At 45.2% G+C, this 25204-nt stretch carries 11 protein-coding genes and 1 tRNA gene; 7 read left to right on the top strand and 5 right to left on the bottom strand.

The window, feature by feature from the left end; genetic code table 11:
* Positions 1-168 precede the first annotated feature (168 nt).
* The 4 genes from DXN04_RS24385 to DXN04_RS24370 all read right to left on the bottom strand — a co-directional run bounded on the left by DXN04_RS24385 (position 169) and on the right by DXN04_RS24370 (position 7292).
* Positions 169-241, bottom strand: a tRNA-Gly gene (locus DXN04_RS24385).
* A gap of 167 nt (positions 242-408) precedes the next feature.
* Entirely contained in the window at positions 409-2541 is a 2133-nt protein-coding gene (locus tag DXN04_RS24380; RefSeq protein ID WP_116856001.1) for a TIM-barrel domain-containing protein, read from the bottom strand.
* A 22-nt stretch (positions 2542-2563) separates the two neighbouring features.
* Positions 2564-4294 (bottom strand): RagB/SusD family nutrient uptake outer membrane protein, encoded by a 1731-nt coding sequence (locus DXN04_RS24375; protein WP_116856000.1) that lies wholly within the window; start codon positions 4292-4294, stop codon positions 2564-2566.
* 10 nt (positions 4295-4304) lie between these two features.
* Positions 4305-7292, bottom strand: coding sequence for a SusC/RagA family TonB-linked outer membrane protein (locus tag DXN04_RS24370; protein WP_116856024.1), 2988 nt, complete (start codon positions 7290-7292; stop codon positions 4305-4307).
* 222 nt (positions 7293-7514) lie between these two features.
* Between DXN04_RS24370 and DXN04_RS24365 the strand changes: the two genes are divergently transcribed.
* Positions 7515-9113 carry a DUF6377 domain-containing protein gene (locus DXN04_RS24365; protein WP_116855999.1) on the top strand — a complete coding sequence of 533 codons (1599 nt, stop codon included), beginning with the start codon at positions 7515-7517 and terminating at the stop codon, positions 9111-9113.
* Here the strand turns inward: DXN04_RS24365 and DXN04_RS24360 are convergent.
* On the bottom strand, positions 9106-10995 hold the full coding sequence (locus DXN04_RS24360) for a family 16 glycoside hydrolase (protein ID WP_116855998.1): 1890 nt from the start codon (positions 10993-10995) through the stop codon (positions 9106-9108). The two genes, DXN04_RS24365 and DXN04_RS24360, sit on opposite strands and share 8 nt — an antisense overlap.
* A 92-nt stretch (positions 10996-11087) precedes the next feature.
* On the opposite strand from DXN04_RS24360, the gene DXN04_RS24355 reads away from it, so the two are divergent.
* The 6 genes from DXN04_RS24355 to DXN04_RS24330 all read left to right on the top strand — a co-directional run bounded on the left by DXN04_RS24355 (position 11088) and on the right by DXN04_RS24330 (position 25189).
* The gene (locus DXN04_RS24355; protein ID WP_116855997.1) at positions 11088-12890 is read left to right on the top strand and encodes a 3'-5' exonuclease; all 1803 of its coding nucleotides are present in this window, start codon (positions 11088-11090) and stop codon (positions 12888-12890) included.
* 172 nt (positions 12891-13062) lie between these two features.
* Complete coding sequence (locus DXN04_RS24350; protein ID WP_116855996.1) at positions 13063-17151, top strand: hybrid sensor histidine kinase/response regulator transcription factor; 4089 nt, start codon at positions 13063-13065, stop codon at positions 17149-17151.
* A gap of 252 nt (positions 17152-17403) precedes the next feature.
* Positions 17404-18531, top strand: a complete 1128-nt coding sequence (locus DXN04_RS24345; RefSeq protein ID WP_116855995.1) for an endo-1,4-beta-xylanase — start codon at positions 17404-17406, stop codon at positions 18529-18531.
* A gap of 221 nt (positions 18532-18752) precedes the next feature.
* Positions 18753-21920 (top strand): SusC/RagA family TonB-linked outer membrane protein, encoded by a 3168-nt coding sequence (locus DXN04_RS24340; RefSeq protein WP_158569133.1) that lies wholly within the window; start codon positions 18753-18755, stop codon positions 21918-21920.
* A gap of 18 nt (positions 21921-21938) precedes the next feature.
* A complete protein-coding gene (locus DXN04_RS24335; protein ID WP_116855993.1) occupies positions 21939-23723 on the top strand; it encodes a RagB/SusD family nutrient uptake outer membrane protein in 1785 nt (594 codons plus the stop codon).
* A gap of 218 nt (positions 23724-23941) precedes the next feature.
* Positions 23942-25189, top strand: coding sequence for a glycoside hydrolase (locus DXN04_RS24330; RefSeq protein ID WP_116855992.1), 1248 nt, complete (start codon positions 23942-23944; stop codon positions 25187-25189).
* The last annotated feature ends 15 nt before the right edge of the window (positions 25190-25204 follow it).

The raw sequence follows: 25204 nt of genomic DNA, 5'->3' as shown, positions 1-25204 counted from the left end.
GATGTAGAATTCTTTCTGTTCAGGTTATCTAAAATCTATGCTTAACGAACAAATCCCCCAAGAATTCAACTTGATCCCTGATTATGGGGAGGAGTAAATATGATATTTGTTTGAGCAGCTGTAATAAAAAAAGCCTGATAAGGATTCTTATCAGGCTTTTTTGCTGTGAGCGGAAGACCGGGCTCGAACCGGCCACCCCGACCTTGGCAAGGTCGTGCTCTACCAAATGAGCTACTTCCGCACTTGCTGTTTTCCCGTTTTGGGATTGCAAAGATATGTATTAAATTTTATAAAAAACAAATTTTGTATAAAAATGTCATCAATAATATTGACGAATAAATCCTGGCAGCTTACACACCTGATATCAAAAAAAAGGCACCGACAAGCGTCGATGCCTTTGTATAATTTTTAATTTGCTGTTTTTATCTCTCCGCCTTTCAACTGTATCACTCCTTCATATCGCTGTCCATTCTTTAACACCACCGCCTTTACACTATGAACATCCTTATCTATCTCGTACTGTCCTTTCCGTGACATCAGGCTGATCTTCGTCACGCCCTTCTCTTCTTTCGCCTGGAAGTGCAGGTCACTATATCCTCCTTTCTTAAAGGCCCATCCTTCGCCAGCATCCCAATACAAGTCTCCACTTGCCTTCCCTGTACTGTCCAGGCAAATGAACAATGTCAGTTCTTCCAGTGAATTATCATTTGTATACTGGATCTTCTTACCTACAGGCAGGATACTGCCTCCTTTGAGCAACAATCTTGCCTGGTGTGGATCCTGACTGTCACCATCTATCAACTGCAATTGTTCCCATACACCTTTTGGCAATGCCGGATTTTGAGCAAAGGAAGGAATCACCAGGAGATCATCACCCAGCAGGAATGCCTGCTCTTCTGCTCTCAACCTGCTGTCCGCAGGATCATTGAAGAATACCGGTTCCATAATTGGCAATCCTGTCTGATGTGCCCTATAGAACAAGGTATACAAATATGGCAGCAGGCGGTATCTGCGCTCCAGCGCAATGCGGGAGGTTTTTTCAATCTCAGGTCCAAATTGCCATGGCTCCTTGTTATTCGTACCTGCACAGGCATGTCCCCTGGCAAAAGGCAACAGGTTACCAAATCCAATCCAGTCTGCCCAGAGTTCGCCGGATGTATTCTCCAGGAAACCTCCGATATCCGGTCCGCTGAATGGCTGGCCTGATAAACCCAGTGTAATTGACATGGGCACTGATACTTTCATAAACGGTGTTGCTGCCAGGTTATCGCCCGTCCAGGTAGCTGCAAAGCGCTGTCCACCCAGCAGGTTAGCACGTGTGAGGATGAAAGGCCGCTTATCAGGATTCGCCGCCATCACACCTTCGCGGGTGGCCTGTACCATCAGTCTGCCATAAGCATTGTGATATAACAGGTGAGGTCCTGCGGGTAATCCGCCACCACCACGGTGAGGAGTATTGAAAGGCATGGTACCTAAATTACCATCCATCACCGCAGGTTCGTTCATATCATTCCAGATCCCGTCTATATCATTGGCCATGAAGTTGCGATACAAACCTGCCCACCACTGCCTGGTACGTGGAATGGTAAAATCAGGAAAGGCACAATCACCGGGCCATACCTTGCCATGGTATTCATTGCCAGCCGTATCCTTTACCCATACATCCTGTGCACTGCCAGACTTATATACCTCATAGGATGGATCAGCTTTTACACCCGGATCGATCATGAATACAGAACGGAAGTTCTTTGCATGCAGATCAGCATTGAGCTGCTTAGGATTCGGAAAAGCGGCTTTATTGAAGGTGAAGACCCTGAAGCCATCCATATAATCGATATCCATCCAGATCACATCACATGGAATTTGCCTGAGACGGAAGGTATCGGCAATCTCCCTGACCCGCTGGTCTGAGAGGTAGGAGAACCTGCATTGCTGGTAGCCCAAAGCCCACCTGGGAGGCATTTCCATGGTACCTGTCAGCTCCGCCAGTCCTTTCACCACTTCCTGTGGGGAGGAGCGGTCGATCACAAATACCCGGAAGGGAGTACCACCTTCGGTATTGAATGATACCTTGTCGGAGTTGGTGGTCAATGTAGATTTCCACTGACTCTCAAACAGGATCCCGAAAGCAGTACCGTTTTTTCTTACACCTATTACCCATGGATGCGTCTGATACAGCCTTTTGCCGCTATCAGTTCCATAAGCGCCGTTGTCAGTATTCCAGAGTTTAATGGTCTGTCCATTTCTCAGCAATGGGCCAGTCACCTCTCCACCTCCATAGAGACTGATGTCTCCATCTAATGGTACGGTGGCGGCTCCTTTAGAAAATGCAGGTACGATCTTCCAGTTAGCCGGGAGCTTGCCTTTGATAGCCGGCTCGCGTTGCAGCATTAATGATGGTGTTTTCGATGCATCAAAGCCTTCCGGAATAAACACTACAATTGAATTGCCTACAAGTCCCGACTGCCGGACTTTGATATTTTGTGCCTGTGCCGCACAACAAAGCAGCATGAACAATAAGCACGTTGAAACCTTTAACATCTATTCTATTGTTAATTAAAAATCATTCATAGCCGGGATTTTGTACTAGCTGTGGATTCGCCCCCATAATGTCTTTCCCGATAGGGAAGATGGCCGTATGATTGTCTCCGTCAGGTTGTTTATCCCACCAGGTGCCGGTGTTAAATACGCCCCAGCGAACCAGGTCTGTACGGCGGCGATTCTCTCCCAGGAATTCCCTGCCCCATTCATCCAGCATTTCCTGGTCAGTGAGCTGGCTACCATCAGTTTTATACAGACTGGTGGATCCTGCGGGATAGTTACGCTTACGTACAGCATTCAGCAGGGTAGCCGCTGCAGCCTTGTCGCCCGCCCTGTATTTGCATTCTGCAAGGGAGTAGTAAATTTCTGATAAACGTACTTCGGCATAGGCAGATGTAATGCGGTTGGCATCAGGAGTAGGATACAGCGGATATTTGAGCATAAAGATACCAGAATTATGATCAGCATGGCCCATGTCTGATTCTTTATCTGAAATTTTCGTACCTGGTTTTGCATCCAGGAACCAACCTACCTGGTCACGGATAAATAATGGATATGAACCTTTGTTACCACGAACAGTATCCGTTACTGTTACCCCATTCACATCGTGCTGGTAAGGCAGGTAGCCAAAGAGGAACATGCCTTCACGGGTACTGTTGCCCAGGTTCCTGTACAGTTTAAGACGGTAGTCGTCAGGATAGCGCTGGAACTTTACAAAGGGTTTACCCAGTGCAAAGGGGTATTCCACGCTGTCCACATCTCTGCCGGGTTGCAAAGCAAAACGTGGATTCGCCTGGCCAAAGTCAGTGAACTTACAATACAATGGTGCTGCATCGTAAGTCATGCTCCAGAAAAACATACCACCATCATACTGCCAGTGAGTACGTGCCAGGCTGCATGGGAATCCGTAGATGGTCTCTGAGTTGACACTACTGTTTGTATAGTCGAATGGCGCATCCCAGCGGGTGTCTAATGCATAGGCACCATACTTGCCATCGATGATATCCTGTGCTACAGCGGCACAATCTGCATAGTGATCCTGGCCGATATATGCCTGTGCATTCAGGTACAAACGTACCAGCAATGCGGCAGCACCTGCCTGTGTCCAGCGGCCAATACCATTGCTGCCCAGATCCACTCTTTTAGGCAGATCAGGAATAGCGGCTTTTAATTCAGACTCAATGTATGCAAAGGTTTCCTGGGGAGTAGATTGTTTATTGCCGGTAGTGGTATGTTTTACGTCAGTGATAATTTCAATGTTGCGATAGAAATCAAATGCACGCAGGTAAAACCATGCCCGCAGTGTTCTCAGCTCTGCTTTGAAATCGGCAAGTTCAGTGGTGGTGACATTGAGTTTAGTAGGATCAGCAATGCTTTCCATATCCTGCAGGGAGTTGGTAGCCAGTACTATACCCTGGTAGAAGGCTGTCCAGGCACCGCTGGTAAAGCCGTCCTGCGTAGTCCAGGTATGGTAGTGCATGCGTGCGTAATAGTTACCATCCTGCCAGTCACCCTGCCTGTTGTAAGTCGCTATTTCGTCAGTAGAGTTTTCACTGGCAGCATATATATCATTCCCCTGGATACTCCAGTAAGCATGTTCAAAAGGACGCAGGAAGTCTCTGATCACATCGTCTCTCCTGGTGAGAAACTGATTCACATCGACCTTGTCGTATACCGTTTCATCCAGTTTCGTACAGCTGCCAAAGATCAGCATAGTGGTCAGAGCAGCTTTTACTATATAGTTATTTTTCATGATTATCTTTTTAGAAGGTTACCTGTAAGCCGCCCAAATACTGAGTTGTAGCCGGATAGAAGTCTAAGTTGCCCTGTACACCTGGAGAGATACCGTTTACAGGATACAGGTCAGGGTCACCACCTTTGAAGCTGGTGAATGTATGCAGGTTGGTGATGGCTGCATAGACCCTGAGTGCTTGCAGGTATTTGGATTTAACCTTTTGGGTGTAGCCCAGTGTCACATTATCAATCTTAACAAAGGAACCGGACTCCAGGAAGTAATCGGAAGCCAGTGATAAGGTAGATGAGCTGGTCAGTTTTGCATATTTATTACCTGGCTCATAAGCGGACTTCAGGGTATTGGCATCTGTTTGTGTGGCAGGTGTACCGATGTAGAAGGCCTGCATGTTGAACAGTTTATAGCCAAAGTTGCCACGGAAGAAGATGTTCAGATCCCAGTTTTTATAAGTGAACATATTGCCCAGAGAACCGGTGAACTTTGGCAGACCATTGCCTACAAATTGTTTGTCATCAGCATTGGCATTGTTAGCTGTTACGATGGTTCCATCTTTTTTATATACCAGCAAGGCACCGTTTTCATTCACACCAGCTGATTTCAGCATATAGAAATCACCGATACGATGACCTTCCTGTACACGCTGAATGGTACCCGGACTACCTGGAGCAGGTAAGCCTGCCACATCGAGGTAGGGATTACCCTGGTGATCCTTGTTGGAGAAGGAAACGAATTTGTTATTGTTAAGCGCAGTGGTAAAGGATACGTTATAATTGAAATCGCTCTTCCTGATCACTTGTGCTGTCAGCTGAACTTCAATACCAGAGTTCTTCATGGTACCGACATTGGTAAATGTCTGTGACTGCGGATTCGGTGGCAGTGGCACATTGTAATAGCCTAACAGGTCTTTGTTGGTACGCACATAGTAGTTGATGGAACCCGCCAGGCGACTGTTAAGGATGTCGAAATCAATGCCTGCGTTGAAGTTGATAGCTTTTTCCCAACCGAGGTTAGGATTTACGTTTTGTGACGGACCATACACCTGGTAAGTAACACCATTGAAAGTGAAGTAGCCATAGCCACTATACAGGAGCAAAGACAGGTAATTACCAAAGTCCTGGTTGCCGGTGATACCGTAGTCAGCTCTCAGTTTCAGGTCATTGAGCCAGCTGATTTTATCCTTCATGAAATTCTCGTCAGAGATGCGCCATGCAACAGATACGGCGGGGAAATTTCCCCATTTATGATCAGCACCGAATTTAGAGGAACCTTCATGACGAAGGCTGGCGGTAAGGATGTATTTGTTGTCGTAATCGTAGTTGATCCTGCCAAAGAATGCAGCCAGCCTGGAATCGTTTTGGGTAGAGGAAACAGCGCCCTGGCCATTGCCTTGTCCGCCACCATTCCAGGTACCAGAGCCCAGGTTATTCCATTCAAATGTATCAAAGGGAAAATCCCAGTTGTTGGCACTGAACTGCTGATAGTTGAAATAGCTATAAGAATAACCACCCAGTAATTTGAAATGGTGCTGCTTACGATTCAATGCATAGTTGATCGTCCATTCAATATTTTGTTGGTTGTTGTCCACCTGCTCCTGGGAGGCGTAGTTGGTTTTTGTCGTCTGCCCTGCATGCACGACAGATGTCATGGTAGAGGGTCGGAAGTACATATTCTTATAAGAGGACTTGATAGTAGAAATCGTCGCTGTAGAATAGAGATTTTTTAACAGGTTTACTCTTACAGAACCACTCATATCCAGTTCCCTGATCTCTGCCTGGCTTTTTATTTTGCGGGCATTTTCCACCGGGTTGTTCGCAAAGAAACCGGTGTTGAGATAATGATAACCTGAACTGTCGTAAACAGGTTGGGTAGGATTGAGTGTAATAGCATTATTAAAGTTGCCCTGATCAGAGTTGCTGGTCTTCATATACCGGGGAGCCACATTGAGGGACACGGTATAGACATCATTTTTTGAAATATGGTTCAGGTTCAGGCGGGCACCATATTCCTTTTTCCAGGCACGGAGGTCAATACCATTAGCATTCCGGTAGTCGGCAGAGGCAAAATAATTGTCATTGGCAGTACCGCCGGAGATCTGCAGGGTATGTTTCTGACCATATGTCGGATTACGGGTCACGGCTTTCATCCAGTCCGTATTCGCACCGTAATCGATTCCCTGGGCAGGACTGGCGTTGACACGATAGTGACGGAACTCATCGGGTGTCAGCACCCGGGGAGTCATGGTCAGTCTATCCATGCTTACATAGCCATTGTAGATCATTTTTGAATCGCCTGTACCCTTTTTGGTAGTGACGATGATCACACCGTTGCTACCGCGGGTACCGTAGATGGCAGATGCTGCACCACCTTTAAGTACGTCGATAGATTCGATGTCGTTCTGATTAATGTTATCAATATTTCCGCCGGGTACCCCGTTTATAACGTAAAGTGGACCAAGCCCTGCACTGCGTGAAGAAACCCCCCGGAGCTGAATGCTGGGAGAGGAGTTCGGGTCGGCGGTGGCAGTATTAGTAATGGTCAGGCCTGCTACTTTTCCCTGGAGGGACATGAGCGGGTTATTGCCGGCAACGGCTTTGAGTTCGTTTGCGCTCACATGGGTGATGGCACTTGACACTTCTTTCCTGTTCAAGGTACCGTAGCCGACGCTGACTACTTCCACACCTTTCAATTCCTGTACATTAGTTGCCAGTTTTACCAACAAGGTATTCTGATTCGAAAGCTGGACGGTTTTAGTAAGGTAGTTAATAGAAGTAAAAGTAAGTGCCTGGTCGCTTGTAGTAACAGATAGCACAAATGAACCGCTGGCATCAGTAGTGGTGCCAGCTTTGGATCCAACCACCCTGATCGTTACCCCGGGCAGGGGCTCATTGGTAGTAGAATCAATCACTTTGCCGGAAATCGCCCTGTTTTGAGCAAAGGTGGAATTCCCCAGCGTGATAAAGATGAGACAAATAAAAAGTCGTAAAAAGTTTTTTAGCATAACGGAGTGCTTGAATAGTTCACGTGGATTTTTTTTAATATCGCTGCAGCGGGTCAAAATAAATGCGTAAAAAGGCCACTTGGGTGGGGTGAATGTTCATGGCCTTAAAAATCTAGGTGTTTATAATAATAGATAATTGGTAATCAAATTGTTGCTTACCTTTTGGGGGTAAAAAATCTAAGGGGTTTCGGGGCAAAAAATGTACTTTTAAAGTACTTATATATGAAGAGAATAATATTTATTGCCGTTTTTGCAATGGCATTTTTACAGGGGTATGCTCAACATATCGATGTCGATAGCCTGATCGGTGTGTTAAAATCAGAGTTGAAGAAAGAAAGTACATATGACCTCGCCAGGTTAAACCGGATAGGGCAATTGCGATCTTCATTGCTTCTGGCAGACAGCAATAGTTTTGATGCACAGTATGATATCACTTCAAAAATATATGAAGAATATTCTTCCTTTAAATTTGATTCGGCATATGTGTATGTGAAAAAGATGATTGAGCTGGCGGAGCGATATCATAGGAGGGACCAGTTGATAGAAAGTGAGATCCATTTAGGGTATTCTTTATATTTTTCAGGATTTTATAAGGAAGCATTCGATGTGATCGGGAAGATTGATACCAGTGGTTTTACCAGGAACCAATGGAGTGATTACCTGACCATGCGGGCCCGGTTGAATCAGAGCATAGCAGATTATGACAATGATCCTTTTTTCTCAAAGGGGTATTATGAGCAATCGGACAGGGATTTTAAAAGTGCGCAGGTAGTGAGTCCTTACAATGAATTTGAGAAGAAAATTAACCTGGCGTTTTTGCCGGATTCGTTACGGCATAGCAGTTTAACTCCTGATTATTTTTTCAATTTAATTATTCAGCAGCACCTGACACCGCACCGGGTAGCGATGGTAGCTACCCATGTTAGTTCTGCCTATAAGGGCAAGGACAGAATCCTGTTTTTGACATTGGCAGCAATAGGTGATATCCGCTCATCTACGAAAGAAACGCTGGCGATTTTTCTGTTGGCACAGGAGCTATATCATATGAACCAGACAAATGATGCATACATATTCATGCAGGCTGCTGCCCGCAATGCTAACTTTTACGGGGCCAGGAACCGGGCCGTGCAGATAGAGTCCTTATTGCCACTGGTAGCTGGTAAGGTGATAGACGAAAAGCAGCATCAGCGGGACAAGTTGCTGATTGGCTTCCTGATCTTTTTCTTAGTGGCTGTAGTATTATTCTTCCTGTTATTTATTTACAGGAAGCAAATGTTGCAGATCAAGGCCAGCGAAGCATTGATCAAAGAAAAAAACAGTCAACTGGAAAATGTGAATACCCAGCTTTGGGAGTCATCAAAAATAAAGGAAGAGCTGATCGGCTTGTTTTTTAAAACCTGTTCCTCCTATATAGAGACCCTGGAAAAAATTAGGCAGCATACATTGCATAGTATAAAGCTGAAAAAATACAATGAGGTGAATGACCTGATGAAGGATATCCAGATCAACGAAGAGAAGGAGAGTTTGTATAACATGCTGGATACAGTATTCCTGACCATGTTCCCCAATTTTATAGCGTCCTTTAATGCATTGTTGAAAACGGAGGACCAGATCTGGCCTAAGTCTGGCGAGACACTGAATGCCACGCTCCGGATCTTTGCGCTGATGCGCCTGGGTATTCATGAGCATGAGGCCATTGCGAAAATACTGGATTATAGTGTAAGCACAGTGTATACTTATAAGACCCGGATCAAGTCGAGGGCATTGGTGCCCCCGAATGATTTCGAGCAGAAAATTATGGAGATTAAGTTTATTAAATAACCTTATTGGGCAGGAAAGTTTGTTTTTTGAAATGAGGACCTGACCAATTCAAATGTAGTCTGGAATCGCCGTCGTAGTGGATGTATTCCACCCGGATGATATTGTTTTGATGGGCTTTTAACCGGATGGATTGCTTATCGGCTACCAGTTGATTGTTGACCCATACCCTGGGGAGCCTGTCTCCATCAGTATAAAATGTATAGGCACCATTTTCAGTGGTGCTGAATTTCCCCACCCAGCGAATAGAAAAACTATCTATAGGGATGCCTGCGCTGGCATCGGGAGAACCTGTTCCTGATTCATTGCCTAAGTCAAAATCAATGGCAGGTGTGAGAGAGGCTTTTTTGAGTTCATCGAATTGCCCTGTATAATATTCCACTTTGAAGAAAGGTATCTGATCAAAGCTGCTTCCTTTCAACCTTCTCGCTTCAGCTACAGACCATGGATGCCCATCGGGATAAATAAATCCGTGGAATGGAATGGCTGGTTCAGCAGCATGTAAGGGGCTGCCCCAGGGGAAACGGCAATTGTCTCTGCCGATCATCAGGTCCCAGATAATAAACCCTGTTTTCTTTGCTTCGAAGTTGTCCACGAGTTCAAGGAAGTTTTGCGCCGGGCGGTTTAAGCACTCGGTACACAGGTGTTCCGGCCCGCCATCATCGCCGCTGTCAGCACCGTACATGTGGAAAGTGTAGAAGTCGGAATACTTAGGTCCAAAGAACCCGCTGCCTGTGGAGGTTACGGGGATGCTGGTGCCCGTCGCTTTGATCCATTCAGTGGCATCTTTGGTGAGGCGATCAGAACTTTCTCCTCTCAGGGGCTCATTACATGCCTGCCAGAAGATGATCCGGGAATCGTTTTTATGTGCATTGACCACAGCTTGCGCATAGGCTTTTAAGGTGTCTTTGTATGCGTCGTAGTGATTGACTTTGATATCTTCTCCGGGATTACGGTTCATCTGGCTATTGTGAATGCCGGGAGTCGGCGGATCGTAGGGAGCCAGGTGAGCAGGCGTGCTGGTACCGCAGTCAGGATCAAAGAGGATGGGAGTAACTTTCAAACCGTTCTTGTCTGCAATGCTGAGGAACTGCTCAAAGTTTTGCAGGAACTGGTCATGATATTTATCCCATAGCAGCCAGTGAAGGTAAATGGCGATGGTATTGAATCCGTATGTTTTAGCATAAAAGAGCTCTCTGTTGATCAGTTCAGGATTGAACGCTTCCATCGTTTGCGTAGCATTGACAGCATTGGAGGAGGTATACACGGCACCACGGATGTACGACCAGTCTTTGACCAGTGGTTTTGCTAATGCAGGTACGGTGAGAGACAGCTTTGCATTGTCGAAATATGCGTGGGCTTTTTCTGACCTGAAGCCGACAGCGCCGCTTGTAAAGGAAGTATCGTATTCACATAATACCGGGGTGTGCATGTCTTCTAAGAACACCCAGATATAAGGCCCTTTGCAGGCCACTTTAAGATGGAAAGATTTGCCGGGTACTACGCCGGATACTTCTGCATCGCTGAGTACTTTGTAATCGTATTTATCTACTTTCCTGATTTCTATGCGTACGCGTTCAGGCACGAGATGGAGAGCCACGAAATATCCTTTGAAGTCCAGTGCATCGTTTTTAGTAGCACGCAACAACAGTCCTGCTTTTTCTTCCTTTTCACCAACAGTTACATCAGCTTCATAGGTAAAGTCGGAGTAAGTACCTTCTTTGTAAAAGATATTCCCGCCGGTAGGATTGGTAAGCTGTCCATTTTGGACAGTCCAGTTACCGTAAGCCTGCCATTTAGAAAGGTTTCCCTCATCGAAATTGTCATTGAATGAGGCGATAAGGCTGTTCATGACAATCAGGGAAATAGAAAGAAGCTGTTTCATTTTTTAAAAATATGAATTTCCCGCTGGCCCGGGGATGATATTAATTAGGGTTTTGCTTTTTTATATCAGGGTTTAGCCGGAAATTCGCGGTTATGGAACAAAGGAATGGCTATTCTTCGGTAAAATTAACTAAGGAGCAAATTGCGGTTATTCAGTCAAAAGGGAGTGTCCGGATCAATGCCATTGCAGGATCCGGTAAAACTACGACTATTGTAGAGTATGCCGCATCCAGGCCTGGTAACCCATCCATACTCTACCTGGCATTCAATAAATCAGTAAGACTGGAGGCAACGCGTAAATTTGAAGCAAAAGGGCTGTCAAATGTACGGGTAGAAACAGCGCATTCATTGGCATACAAGCAGATTGTGTTCCAATACAATTACAAGGTAAGGGGACAAGGCTATAAGAACGGGGAGATTGTAGACCTGCTGCGACTGAAAGGGAATGGGGACAAGCATAGTGAGTATGTAATAGCCACGCATATCAACAAATTCCTGTCTTACTATTGCAATAGCAGTACGATTAAGGTGGTGGAACTCAATTACCTGGAAACACTGACCGACAAGGAAGCGATAGATTTTGTTACCAAGTTTTATACAATCATTGAGAATGGCACCAGGGCCATGTTGAATAAAATGAATACCGGTGAAATAGAAATCACACACGATTTTTATTTGAAGAAATTTCAGCTGGTCAATCCTACACTTTATTACGACTATATCCTTTTTGATGAGGCACAGGATGCCTCTGGGGTGATGCTGGATGTGATCCTGAAACAGGAGGGCACAAAGGTGATAGTCGGTGATGTGCACCAGCAGATTTATGGCTGGCGGCATGCGGTAAACTCACTCGAGAAAGCCAATTTCGACCTGCTACGTTTATCTACAAGCTTCAGGTATGTGCAGGATGTTGCAAACCTGGCATCGGAGATCCTGTTCTGGAAAAATCACCTGGCAGAAACCAAAAAAGTGACCATTTTCGGCAGACCTACACCTGTAAAGCCGGGCAAGCTGACAGCTACAATCGCAAGAACGAACCTGGGCTTATTGTTGAACGCGATAGATTTCATTACAGATCATCCGAAGGTGAAGCATATTTACTTCGAGGGCAATATCAATTCTTATACCTATGCAGATGATGGTACTTCACTCTACGATGTATTGAACCTGCAAAACGGCAATATCGACAGGGTGAATGATAAGGTGGTGAAGTCGATGAGGAACATGGAAGAACTGGAAGAGTATATAGAAAAGACGGAAGATGTACAGCTGGGTACCATGGTCGAAATTGTGAAAGAATATGGCAATGAGATCTTCGGAATAATGAAGAAACTGAAAGCTTTGCATGTGGCCGATGATCAGCGGCATAAGGCAGAGATGGTGTTTTCTACCGTACATAGGGCCAAGGGCATGGAATACGATACCGTGTACCTGGTGAACGATTTCATTGCAGAAGAGAAGCTGAAGGAATTGAATAAAAAAGAAGAGGCGGATGTAGACAGGTTAATAGAAGAAGTGAACCTGTTGTATGTGGCAGTGACAAGAACCAAGGGACAATTAAATATTCCGGAAACCCTGGTACCGGCAGGCTTTCCTGGTTCACCGTATATCAATGTACTGAAGGTGAAGGCAGAGGGGAATCCTTATAACAATATCAAGTCGTCTTCATTGAGACGGTTAAACAAGCATACGCCGGAAGATAATAAAGCCAAAACCTTTATTAAAAAACGGGAGGCCATGAAAGCAGCAGGCAAACCCTGGACGTCGAGGCAGGATGAGGAGTTGAAGATTATGTTTGAAAAAGGGATGCCGGTGAGCAGGCTCACAGTATATTTTGACAGAACGAAAGGAGAGGTACTGGAGCGATTGAAAAAGTTAGGATATTACCTGGATTAGAAATATTCATCTATTATATACCTATAGTGACAAATCAGTTGTTTTAACCCACTGCATTGAAATCAGCATAAAAAATATTCTATCCTATGCCATCATGCCATTAAATTCGTTAAATTGTCAATGATACACTTTACCTGTTAATCTATCAGAGACCTTTTAATTCCATGTTATTGTGAAATATATATTATATATATTATGCCTGTTGTTTGTTCCACAGGTAGCTATTTCGCAACAGAGTGACCTCAACTTTGTGAACTTTACAACCAGTAATGGTTTGTCTTCCAACACAGTAAATACTATTCTGAAAGATAAATATGGCTTCATGTGGTTTGGAACAGATGATGGGCTGAATCGGTTTGATGGTCTTACGTTCTCTGTTTACAGGCATAAAGAAGGGGATTCAACCAGTTTGGGAGGTAATTCGATACTCGCATTGCACGAGGATCGTACAGGCAATTTATGGATAGGTACCAATAACACCTTATCCTGCTATAATCGCAGGAAAGATGCCTTTATCAATTACAAATTTACATTCAATAACACGGCACGAACCCTATTCTGTGATCATACCGGGCAGGTGTGGATCGGAACTTACATCGGTTTGTTCAGGTTGAACCCGCGAACCGGTAAGGTGGTCCGTTATATGGCGGATCCTGACAAGCCAGGCTCACTGGCATCAAACATTATCACCTGTATACTCGAAGATAGCAGGCACCGGCTATGGATCGGGGGCAATGCAGGGCTCTACCTGTACCAGCCACGAGCTGACAACTTTAAGCACTTTAGCCACGAAGAGGCGGACTCCCTTTCTTTACCAGGCAATTCCATAAAAGTGATGACCGAAGACCATAATGGCAACCTGTGGATCGGCACAGAAGATCATGGTTTGTCTATGCTGCTTCCCGATGGCAGGCATTTCCGAACTTATCAGCATAGCAACACGCAAAAGAAATCCCTGAGCAGCAACTGCATCTGGTCTTTGGCAGCGGAAAATGCAAACAGGATCTGGGTAGGAACCGAGGAAGGATTGAACATTTTCGACCTGCAAAAGAAGACCTCGCAGCGGATAGAACATGATGTCAGAAACCGTTATAGTTTACAGGGCAAATCAGTGCGGAGTATATACATCGATAACAATGGTATTTACTGGGTCGGCACATACCAGGGTGGTATTAGTAAATACGACAGGAACCTGGCTTTTTTTAATCTCAGGGAAAGCAACCCCTTCGACCCACAAGGATTGACGGCTCCCATTGTTACCTCTTTCTCCGAAGACGCTAATGGCGATATCTATGTAGGCACAGATGGTGGTGGCATTAACCTGTTTCACAGGAACACCGGCCTGTTCAGCCATCCACGCTTCTACCAGGACATCAAACCTCCGGCTGTACTTTCTCTCGAGCATGCCGACGGCCTGCTCTGGATAGGTACTTTTATGCATGGTATATACACACTGAATATGCAAACGGGAAAGGTGCATCATTATTTAAAAGGAGACAGTGCCAGTCAGCCTTCGGGCAACGATATTTTTTGTCTGAAAAAGGACAGGCGTGGAAATATCTGGATTGGAACGAACGGGAATGGAGTGAACGTTTATGATCCGGTATCTGGTGTGTTCAGGCGTTTTGATCGGGTGATCTGCTACAATAAGGACAGCATTACGGTTTTAAACAAGGGGTTTATCAGAACCATAGAAGAAGATAAAGCCGGCAATATCTGGATTGGTACCATTGGAGCAGGTATAATCATGCTGGATGCATCAGGCAAAATAATCAGGACTTTTACCACCAAAAACAGTGAGCTTCCTGCTAATAACGTTCAAACCATCTGCGCCGGACAAAGCGGCAGAATCTGGGTAGGTATTCACAGTGCCGGCTTGTGCCTTTTTGATCCGAAAACCGGGAAATTTCAACGTTACGCAGAACAGGAAGGACTATCCAACGCGGTCATCTATAAGATCCTTGAAGATGATGCCGGAAAGGTGTGGGTAAGCAGTAATAAGGGGATCAGTAGTTTTGATCCTTCGACCAGCACCTTTAAGAATTATTATCAATATAATGGGTTGCAGCGTAGTACTTTTTGCCTGGGAGCCGGTTTAAAGACGGAGAAGGGCGAACTTTTTTTCGGTGGACTGGAAGGCTTTAATTACTTCATTCCAAGGCAGCTGAATTATAATAGAATTGTTCCCCGCATTGTATTGACTGATCTCAAAATAGGCAACATTTCCGTGATTCCCGGGGAACATGCTGCTATCCAATCACATATTTCCTTAGCTGATTGTATCCGGCTGGATTATAAACAACACTTTACTATCAATTTTGCCACCTTGAATTATACTGCTCCGCAGGAGAGCAGGTATTCCTATATGCTGCAGGGATTTGATAAAGGTTGGAATGATATAGGCACATCACGAATGGCTGTGTTTTCTAATTTAAGGCCAGGTAAATATGTGTTCAGGGTAAGGGCCAGTTGTGACGATGGAGCATGGCATACGGAAGAAGCTGTCATCAATGTTATCATAAGACCACCTTTCTGGTTGACCATCTATGCTTACATTTTTTATTTGTTAGCAGCCGTTGTCCTTTTGTGGGGGCTGAGATACCGCGCTATCCGCAGACTGAAATCCCGGTTTGCGCTGGAGCAGGAAAGGCTGCAGGTCAGGCAGGCAATAGAAATGGACCGAAAAGAAGCGGAAAGGCAACGTGAATTTGAACAGGTGAAGATCAAATACCTGATGAACCTGAGCCACGAATTCCGTACACCCGTGTCTCTCATTGTAGGGCCGGTGGATAAACTCATCCATAACGAAACCGCTCCCGAAAAACTGAAGCAACTGAACCTGGTGAAACGGAATGCACGCAGACTGTTGAACATGGTAAACCAGCTTTTGGATTTTCGAAAACTGGAGGAGCAGGAAACAAAACTGGACCTTAGCAGGGCGGACATCATATCTTTTATAGCCGAAGTAATAGAACTCTTCAAAGATATCTCCGAGCACAGGCAGATCAGCTTCCTGTTTACAAGCTCCATTTCCCGCTATTATACCGCTTTTGACAGGGATAAGCTGGAACGGGTGTTGTTTAACCTGCTTTCCAATGCATTTAAGTTTACACCGAAGGAGGGTGCTATATCGCTGGCTGTAGATGCGGACCCCGATGGAGGTATCATCATAAAGGTGGCGGATACTGGGGTAGGTATGAAACCGGAAGTGCAGGAAAAGATCTTTAACCGCTTCTACCAGGGTGATGAGAATCCCGCTATTCTCAACCAGGGGAGTGGAATTGGGCTCTCTATAACTGCTGAATTTGTGAAAATGCATGGCGGCTTAATAAATGTGGAGAGCATCCCCGGAAAAGGCAGCACATTTACCGTGCTCTTACCATTGGAAAAAATGGAAGAGCCAGTACTCCCGAATATAGAAATACCCGGTGAACCGGCAAGCCCGGAAGAAACCCGACCTGTATCCCGCCGGCATGCTGAAGTGGCTGCTGCAGATAAACTAACTGTTTTGCTGGTGGAGGACAACAAAGACTTCCGTTATTACCTGAAAGACAACCTGCAGCCATTTTATAAGGTCGTGGAGGCGGCAGATGGGAGAGAAGGGTGGCAGAAAGCGCTGTCAGCACATCCACAGGTCATTGTGAGTGACATCAATATGCCTTATATGGATGGTATACAGTTGAGCCGGAAGGTCAGGTTCGATAAAAGAACCAGCCATATCCCTGTCATTCTCCTGACTGCACTTGCAGGGGATGCATTTCATATCAAAGGATTGGAAACGGGTGCCAGCGACTACCTTACCAAGCCTTTTAATATTGATATATTAAATATCCGGATCAGGAACCTGGTATTACTGAATAAACGTCTGAAAGACACCTACAGACGGCAGTTAGATGTCATGGTTTCTGTTGACGATGTCGAATCTGCAGATGAGAAGTTCCTGGTAAAAGTAACCCAGTATATAGAAAACAATATTAACGACGACAGTCTGACCGTGGAAGAATTAAGCAGGCATCTTTTTATGAGCAGGGCTTCCCTGTATAATAAAGTCGTGCAGCTGACCGGAGAAACGCCGGTTGAATTTATCCGTTCTATAAAACTAAATAAGGCGGCTTGCCTGCTGGAGACCAGCGATATGAAAATTGCCCAGATTGGTTACGCTGTTGGATTTTCTACTCCTAATTATTTTGCCCGGGCTTTTAAAGCCAAATTTAACCAGCTACCTTCGGAATACCAGGCCCAAAAGAAAAGGTCAGTTTAATGCCGATATATGAAATTTAATATTATGCATTAAGTGTTGTTTAGGAGACAATGATTGCACCTTTAAACATTTGTGCTATTCATTTTAACAAATAAGCTATTGATACTGCGCCAGTCATCCTAGATTCGCTCCAGTGATTTCCACGACCAGTAAAGCAAATAAATCTGGCAGGATGCTACCTGGTTACCTCCCCTGTCTGCTGGCACTGCTGGCATAGACATGAGTAGCGCCCTACCTTAAAAGTCAGGCATTATGGATAAAATAATTTCCTTTGTCCTTATAGTATTTATCTGTTGCATTTGTACAGGTAGTAACAGCCCATTTTCTACGGGCAAAATCCCTTCTCTGAAAACCGTTTTTAAAGAGGATTTTATGGTGGGTGCGGCCCTTAACAGGCACCAGATAAATGAGACTGATCCCATGGCAACTGCATTTATATCCGGGCAGTTTAATACCCTCACACCGGAAAATGACATGAAGGCTGCGTTGATTCACCCGGAATGGGACCGGTATAATTTTGCAGAGGCAGATAAGATCATCTCTTATGCTCAGCAGCACCATATGCAGGTGAATGCGCATACGCTGATATGGCATAGCCAGTTACCCGCCTTTGTATTGCAGATGCGTGACAAGGATTCGCTGCATCAGTTCTTTAAAGACCATATCAGTGTTATTGCTTCCCGGTATGACGGGAAGGTGTATTCCTGGGATGTAGTGAATGAAGCCCTTAATGAGGACGGTACGATGCGAAAATCCTTATTCCTGAAATACCTTGGCGATGATTATGTTGTGGAGGCATTTCAACTTGCGGGGAAGGCTGCCACGCATACAAAATTATACTATAACGATTACAACATAGAACAGCCCAAAAAACGTGCAGGAGCGGTAGCGCTCATCCGGAAAATACAGGCAGCGGGCACCCGTATAGATGGTGTAGGTATACAGGGGCACTGGCACCTGGGCAAGGTACCTTTAAAAGAAATTGAAGAGAGCATCCTGGAATTCTCTGCTTTGGGAATTGATGTAATGTTCACAGAACTGGACATCAGTGTGTTGCCAGATCCCAAAGGTGTAGAAGGGGCAGACGTTAACCAGCAGAAAGCGTATAACAGTGTGCTGAACCCCTATGCCGGTTCTCTGCCTGACAGTATACAAGAACAACTGGCCGGGGATTATGAGAACTTATTCCGGCTTTTCCTGAAGCACAAAGATAAGATAAGCCGGGTCACCTTCTGGGGTGTCAATGATGGCGATTCCTGGTTAAATAACTGGCCGGTGCCTGGCAGAACAAATTATCCCTTGTTGTTTGACAGACAATTTAATCCAAAAATGGCTTTTAATAAAGTAGTAGCGCTTCAACCCGGTACTGGAACAAAATAACGACAACTGATACAACTGTAGCCCTGACATGTAAAGCACCGATGTGATGAAGTAAAGCCTTCCATCAGGAAAACACCTGGTACTGATGGCAATATCAACCTATTCCCTGCTACGACAGTAGAACAGATTTTAATATGCCTTTTATGGCATCAGGATCCCTGTGCCCTCAGCATACAGGGCGGGGATTCCATTTTTTAGAAAAACTGAATAAAACCACGATTATGAATTTTTCTTTTACACATCACTTGCAGAAGATGTCGCCCTCATTCAGCCTGCTGTTGAGGATAACGATGCTGTTATTTATTTTCTTTTGCGGCACTTCTTATGGGGTAGGACAACAAATTACCGTCAGCGGCCGCGTTACCGCCGAAGATGGCAACGTAATTCCCGGAGCCAGCATCCAGGTGAAAGGCACAAAATTGGGGGTGCTCAGTAACGATGAAGGGTATTATAAAATCAACACTCCTGCTACCGCTATCTTAATCATTACTTCAGTAGGATTTATGAACCGGGAGGTAAATGTGAACCGGCAGACAACTATCAATGTTTCGATGAAACCCACGGTCAGCGACCTGGAACAGGTGGTGGTAATTGGATATGGAACGGCAAAAAAGAAGGATGTAACGGGGGCTACGGTATCTGTAAAAGGAGAGACACTCCGGGAATTGGGGAGTCCAAACGTATATAACCAGCTTCAGGGAAGGGCGGCCGGGATTGACATTGTGAACAATGGTTCCAGTATAGGCACCGGCGGTGAAATAAGGATCAGGGGAAACCGCTCCCTGGCATCAGGTGCTTCAGCTAATAATGCGCAGAATGGCCCCCTGGTGGTAGTAGATGGTATACCACTTTCCGGCGGTAGTATAAATGATATCAATCCTAATGATATCAGTACGATCGATGTGCTGAAAGATGCTTCTGCTACTGCCATTTACGGTTCCCGTGGATCAGGTGGGGTGATTATCATTACGACAAGGAGAGGCCGTCTGGGGAAACCTGTTACCAGTTACGATGGTTATATAGGCATGTCGGAGGCTATGAATACCTATAAACTGTTTAGCGGACAGGAATATGCCGCCTTCAAGGATGCAGCCAGGCAGGGCCAGCCTAATCCCAATAATCCCAATCCCAATGCACTAACACCCATCGAGCAGGAGAACCTGGCCAAAGGTGTAAATACTGACTGGCAAAAACTATTACTAACTACCGCTATCCGCACAGATCATAATGTGAGCGTAGTGGGTGGCAATGAAACCACACTATACAGCTTCGGGTTCGGTGTATTCCGGGAAACAGGTATCATACCGGATCAGCGATTCGACAGGGGATCTTTTCATATCGCTATTGATCACAAAATGAGTGAACGTTTAAAAGTTGGTCTCACTACCACCAATACAATGAGCTGGGCCAATCGTATCAACACCAGCGCTTTGGGTGCGGCGACGAGACTGAGCCCGCTATACCTTCCCTACAATGAGGATGGAAGTATAAATTTTCAACCTGCCATACAGCAATCCAACGATGCGCAGCAGATAAGCCCTCTCACTTCTATTGGGAATAATGATAAGATAAAAGCCCGCACCCGCCGGTTCAGAACATTGACGAATGTATATGGAGAGCTGGAAATCATAAAAGGATTGAAACTGAAGTCCAGCCTGGCACTTGACTGGATCCAGACCATGAACAATAACTATAATGGACCCGGCACCGTATTTAATACCAATACAACTACAGCAGGTGCTACCCTTAGTCAGTCGAACGACGAGACATGGAGTTATACCGTCGATAATTCACTTACTTACGAAAAGACTTTTGCAGAAAAGCATAAAATCCAGGTGACAGCATTGCATGAAGTAGTAAAGAATTTCAACCAGAGTCAGCAAATCAACGGGCAAGGTGTGCCGGCAGACTACATCCAGGACTATAATTTGCAATTAGCGAATTCACTCACGGCGGATCCCTCCGGTTACAGTAACAGGGGATTGTTGTCCTATATGGGACGAATCTTTTATACCTATAATGACAGGTATATGTTAACCGCTACCGTGCGTGCAGATGGTGCTTCAGTACTGGCTCCCGGTAACCAGTGGTTTACATATCCGGCCCTATCAGCAGGCTGGAACATAGCCAACGAAGCATTCATGCATGATGTAAAATGGATCAATAACCTCAAACTTCGTGCAGGCTGGGGGGTGAGTTCGAACCAGACCATTGCTCCCTATACAACGATAGGTAGTCTTTCTTCCAATTTTTACAATTATGGGGCAGGTACCTCAGCCAATATAAACTATGTATCAGGGTATCTTATCAATACCTTGCCTAATCCGAAGCTGACGTGGGAATCTACAAGGGGATACAATTTAGGCATCGACTTTGGCTTATTTGATAACCGTATAAGTGGTGCGGTAGAATATTATAATGTCAATACAAGAGATATACTTTTAAGCAAGGAATTACCCAGGAGCAGTGGGGCCAATTCAGTGCTTGTGAACCAGGGAAAGACAGCGGGACACGGGCTGGAAATCACGCTTAGCAGCCTGAATGTAAAAAGCCGTAGCGGATTTACCTGGAGTACAGATCTTAACTTTTCCATGGCAAGAGAAAAGATTGTTGCATTGCAACCAGGATTAAAGCAGGACGTTGGGAATGGTTGGTATGTAGGGCAACCGCTGACGGTTATTTATGACGTGAAGAAAACAGGTATCTGGCAGTTGAACGAAAAAGACCAGGCAGCTAAATATGGTGCTGCCCCCGGTGATATTAAAATTCAGGATGTGGATGGCAACGGTACTATTGGTGCCGAGGATCGCCAGGTAATAGGCAATTTTCAACCCAATTTTGTATTTGGTTTCAATAACAGGTTTACCTACAAAAATTTCGATCTGAACATTGTGACCTTTGGCCGTATAGGGCAGACTGTGGTAGTTACCTATCTGACTGCTGACGGTGGTGCAGCCGGCTATCCATTCTTTATGAACGGACGCGTTAACCAATATAAAGTTAATTACTGGACACCCGATAACCCCACCAATGATTTCCCCCAGCCTGATGCCAGCAGGGATGCATTACAATATACCTCCACATTGTCTTACCGGGACGGGTCATTTATAAAGGTCCGGTCTATCAACCTGGGATATAACCTCCCGTCAAAGATCACCGGTAAAATAGGGCTCAGTTCATTGCGGCTTTACCTGGCTGTCCAGAATCCATTTATCCTCTGGGCACCATTGGTGCGGGATGGCCTGGGTATAGATCCGGAAGGTAATGGCAATGGTAACGCAGTCGGATCTACGGCGGGAGGCACCCCGGTAGTAGCGCGTGCGATCACTGTTGGTATGGGTACACCTCCTACAAGGCAGTACATGTTTGGTGTTAATGTGAAATTTTAATCCTGAAATTAACTTATTATGAAATTCAATATAAAATTATCCGGGCTACTTTTATTGTCATTACTTACAGTGTGTGCAGGTTGTAAAAAGATCCTGGAAGAACAACCCCGGGCTACAATCGATCCTGCCTATTTCAAAACGCCGGAAGGCTTAGAGGGCGGTGTCGCCGGTATTTACTCGTCTTTTCGCGGTCATTGGGGCACACAGATTTTTACGCAGTTGTTCAATGGAGGTACTGATGAGATGATCAGGGGTGGGGCGGCAGATGTGCAGCACAACTTTACCTATTCCCTGTTAATGAAGAGTAATACGAACGATTACAGCGGTTTTTGGAATTCCCTTTACATAGATATCAATACCGCCAACGGGGTCTTGCAATTCGGACCGGAAGCAGGCATGGATGAAACAAAGAAAGCGCAGCTCCTGGCCCAGGCAAAATTCCTCCGGGCATTTTGTTATTTCCAGCTGCTTACAACTTATGGGGATGTGCCTTTGCATCTTACATTCAACACCAACGTTTCATCAGCTGATAGCAGAGCGCCTATTGCTGAGGTGTATGATGCTATCATCAGCGATCTGAAGGATGCAGCTGCCAGTCTTCCCGATCAGCCAGCCGCCGGATTGGGTAAACCAGCATTCAAAGCAACAGCACTGTACCTGCTTGCAAAAACCTACCTGTGGAGAGGCTGGTCAACAGCAGCAAAGGGAAGTGATTTTACAGATGCCTTTAACACTGCAAAGAGCATCATCGATAATAAAAGTGCTTATGGGCTTGATTTATGGCCTGTATTTGCGCAGGGTTTCCTGGAGGGTAATGAATATGGAAGGGAGACCCTTATGGTCATTGATCATACAAAAGACCTGAAGTTCGGTGAGAACTCACAGACGGGTACCGGTGCATCTAACCTGAAAGAAAACAAATCCAACTTTTTTTTCCGACCGAATTATCCGACAGTGAATGCCAACTATCCTGCTACAGGAGGTGCTTATGTATGTGTAAGAGATGTACAGAATGGTCGCCCATGGCAAAGAATAAGACCTAACATGCGTTATGTCCTAAATGTTGCTTTCGCCAACAGGGCTACGGACTCCAGGTATAACGGTACATTTCAAACCATTTGGTTATCCAATAGTGTAGCTGCATCTGTAAAAGGTACTACAGGTGCAACCACCCCGAGAGGCACCTTAGTGAATGGTGTAGACACTGCCATCTGGATGGCGGACAGGATTGTGACACCTGCTGAAAGAGCGGCTTTTAAGGGAATTATTTTTGAACCGGATTACCTGCCAGGTGCTACCGTACCCTATACCAGTCTCCTGTATCCATCTTTAAGAAAATGGGATGATTCAACAAGAGCGGATATGAATGATTATTCAGACAGACCTTATATCCTGTTCCGCTTTTCAGAAGTATATCTCATCGCCGCAGAAGCTGCACTGAAAGGTGGTGGTACATTGCAACAGGCGGCAGATATGTTGAATGTGCTCAGGATAAGGGCAGCCCGCATACCAGGGCAAACTGATGATCAGTATGCGGCGGCCATCGCTGCACAGACAATTACAGCTGCAGACGTAACACTTGATTTTATCCTGGATGAGCGCACCCGTGAACTGTATGGAGAATGTAATAGGTGGTATGATCTTTCAAGGACCAAAACACTGGTTGCAAGAGTTCAAAAGTATAACGATGAAGCAGCTGCCAATGTGGTAGCCGAACATATGCTGAGACCTATCCCTCAGCAGCAGATAGACCTGGTCACAGAAGGACCTGCATTCCCTCAAAACCCATGGTATAGCAATTAACAAGTATAACCATCAAATTGAAAAACCATGAAAGAAAACCCACCCATTTAGCGGCGTATGAAAAGGTTGTATCAAAGGTAAAATCCAGGGATTTAATCCGGATACCTGACAGGGAGAATTTATTTTTATGGAATTCTCAATTCCTTCAGATTTACTTTTGATACAACCCCGATAACAGCCATTTGAAAAAACAGTTTGATTAAACTAACAATGTAACTATGAAAACAAACCCTTTTCTCAGCAAGCTGGGAGTATCTTTCCTTTCCCTCATTTTAATGATTAGCTCCTGTACAAAACAAGCGGCAACAGATGTATCTGCTGTAGACAATAACAGCGGTGATTTAAAAGCCGCAGCAGATGTAAGTGTGATGGCGACAGCAACCATCGATGCTAACACTTATCAACAAACCATCCAGGGATTTGGTGGAATGAGTGTGCCGATCTGGATAGGCGATTTAACAGCAGATCAGCGAACAAAGGCTTTTTCCACCAGCAGTGGTATCGGGATGAGTATTCTGCGTGTAATGGTCCCTGCAAATAGTAGCCAGTTTGCCGCCGAAAAGGCAACAATCGATGCTGCAAAAGGTTTTGGTGCAAGGGTGATCGCTACTGTTTGGAATGCTCCTGCTTCCATGATGGATGGAGCTTACCTGAAGGCAAGTTCATGGAGTGATTTTGCAGCACATTTACGGGCTTACACACAGGCTGTAGGAGGTGTCTATGCATTGTCTCCCTGGAATGAACCCAATTACCTGGCATCAGAATGGATGCATGCTTCGGCTACAGAAGTGGCAAACTTTGTGGCGGCATATGGTGACAACTGCGGTGCTCCGATCATGGCACCTGAACCATTTAATATGGATCAGACTTTTATCAATACATACCTGAGTAATGCAACTGCGAAATCCAAAACACTGTTCGTCAGCGGCCACATTTATGGTAAGACACCTTATAATTTAGGCAACATCGGCAAATCAGTATGGATGACAGAGCATTACACAAATTCTTCTATCAGTGGCAACGACTGGCCCAATGCTATGAATGCCGCTAAGGAAATTCATGATTGCATGACTGCTGGTTGGGCTGCCTATGTATGGTGGTATATCCGCCGGTTTTATGGTCCGATTGACGAGAATAGTGCAATCACCAAGGTAGGATATGTGATGGCGCATTTTGCCAGGTATGTACGGCCGGGTTATAGTAAAATTGCATGTGCAGCCAATCCCAGCACCGGTATATATACAACTGCTTACAGGAACGGATCAAAAATTGTAATTGTAGCTATCAATACAAATTCAGCTGTAACCTATCAGCCATTCACGATCAGTGGTGTGACAGTTAGTAGTTTCAGTCGTTATGTAACAACGAGTTCCTCTAATCTTGCAGCAAGTACGCTGAGTATTTCAAACAATGCATTTGGCATTAATCTGCCAGCATCCAGCATAACAACCCTGGTTTCGAACTGATCCTATTTTTCAGCA

Source organism: Chitinophaga silvisoli (genome assembly GCF_003412465.1).
Lineage (GTDB): Bacteria > Bacteroidota > Bacteroidia > Chitinophagales > Chitinophagaceae > Chitinophaga > Chitinophaga silvisoli.
This window is presented reverse-complemented; position numbering and strand designations above follow the sequence as displayed.

Bases quoted from the DNA above. Each gene is read 5' to 3' on its own strand.
- DXN04_RS24365 (WP_116855999.1), top strand. From the start codon at position 7,515: ATGAAGAGAATAATATTTATTGCCGTTTTTGCAATGGCATTTTTACAG.
- DXN04_RS24360 (WP_116855998.1), bottom strand. From the start codon at position 10,995: ATGAAACAGCTTCTTTCTATTTCCCTGATTGTCATGAACAGCCTTATC.
- DXN04_RS24355 (WP_116855997.1), top strand. From the start codon at position 11,088: ATGGAACAAAGGAATGGCTATTCTTCGGTAAAATTAACTAAGGAGCAA.
- DXN04_RS24375 (WP_116856000.1), bottom strand. From the start codon at position 4,294: ATGAAAAATAACTATATAGTAAAAGCTGCTCTGACCACTATGCTGATC.
- DXN04_RS24330 (WP_116855992.1), top strand. From the start codon at position 23,942: ATGAAAACAAACCCTTTTCTCAGCAAGCTGGGAGTATCTTTCCTTTCC.
- DXN04_RS24380 (WP_116856001.1), bottom strand. From the start codon at position 2,541: ATGTTAAAGGTTTCAACGTGCTTATTGTTCATGCTGCTTTGTTGTGCG.
- DXN04_RS24335 (WP_116855993.1), top strand. From the start codon at position 21,939: ATGAAATTCAATATAAAATTATCCGGGCTACTTTTATTGTCATTACTT.
- DXN04_RS24345 (WP_116855995.1), top strand. From the start codon at position 17,404: ATGGATAAAATAATTTCCTTTGTCCTTATAGTATTTATCTGTTGCATT.
- DXN04_RS24370 (WP_116856024.1), bottom strand. From the start codon at position 7,292: ATGCTAAAAAACTTTTTACGACTTTTTATTTGTCTCATCTTTATCACG.
- DXN04_RS24340 (WP_158569133.1), top strand. From the start codon at position 18,753: ATGAATTTTTCTTTTACACATCACTTGCAGAAGATGTCGCCCTCATTC.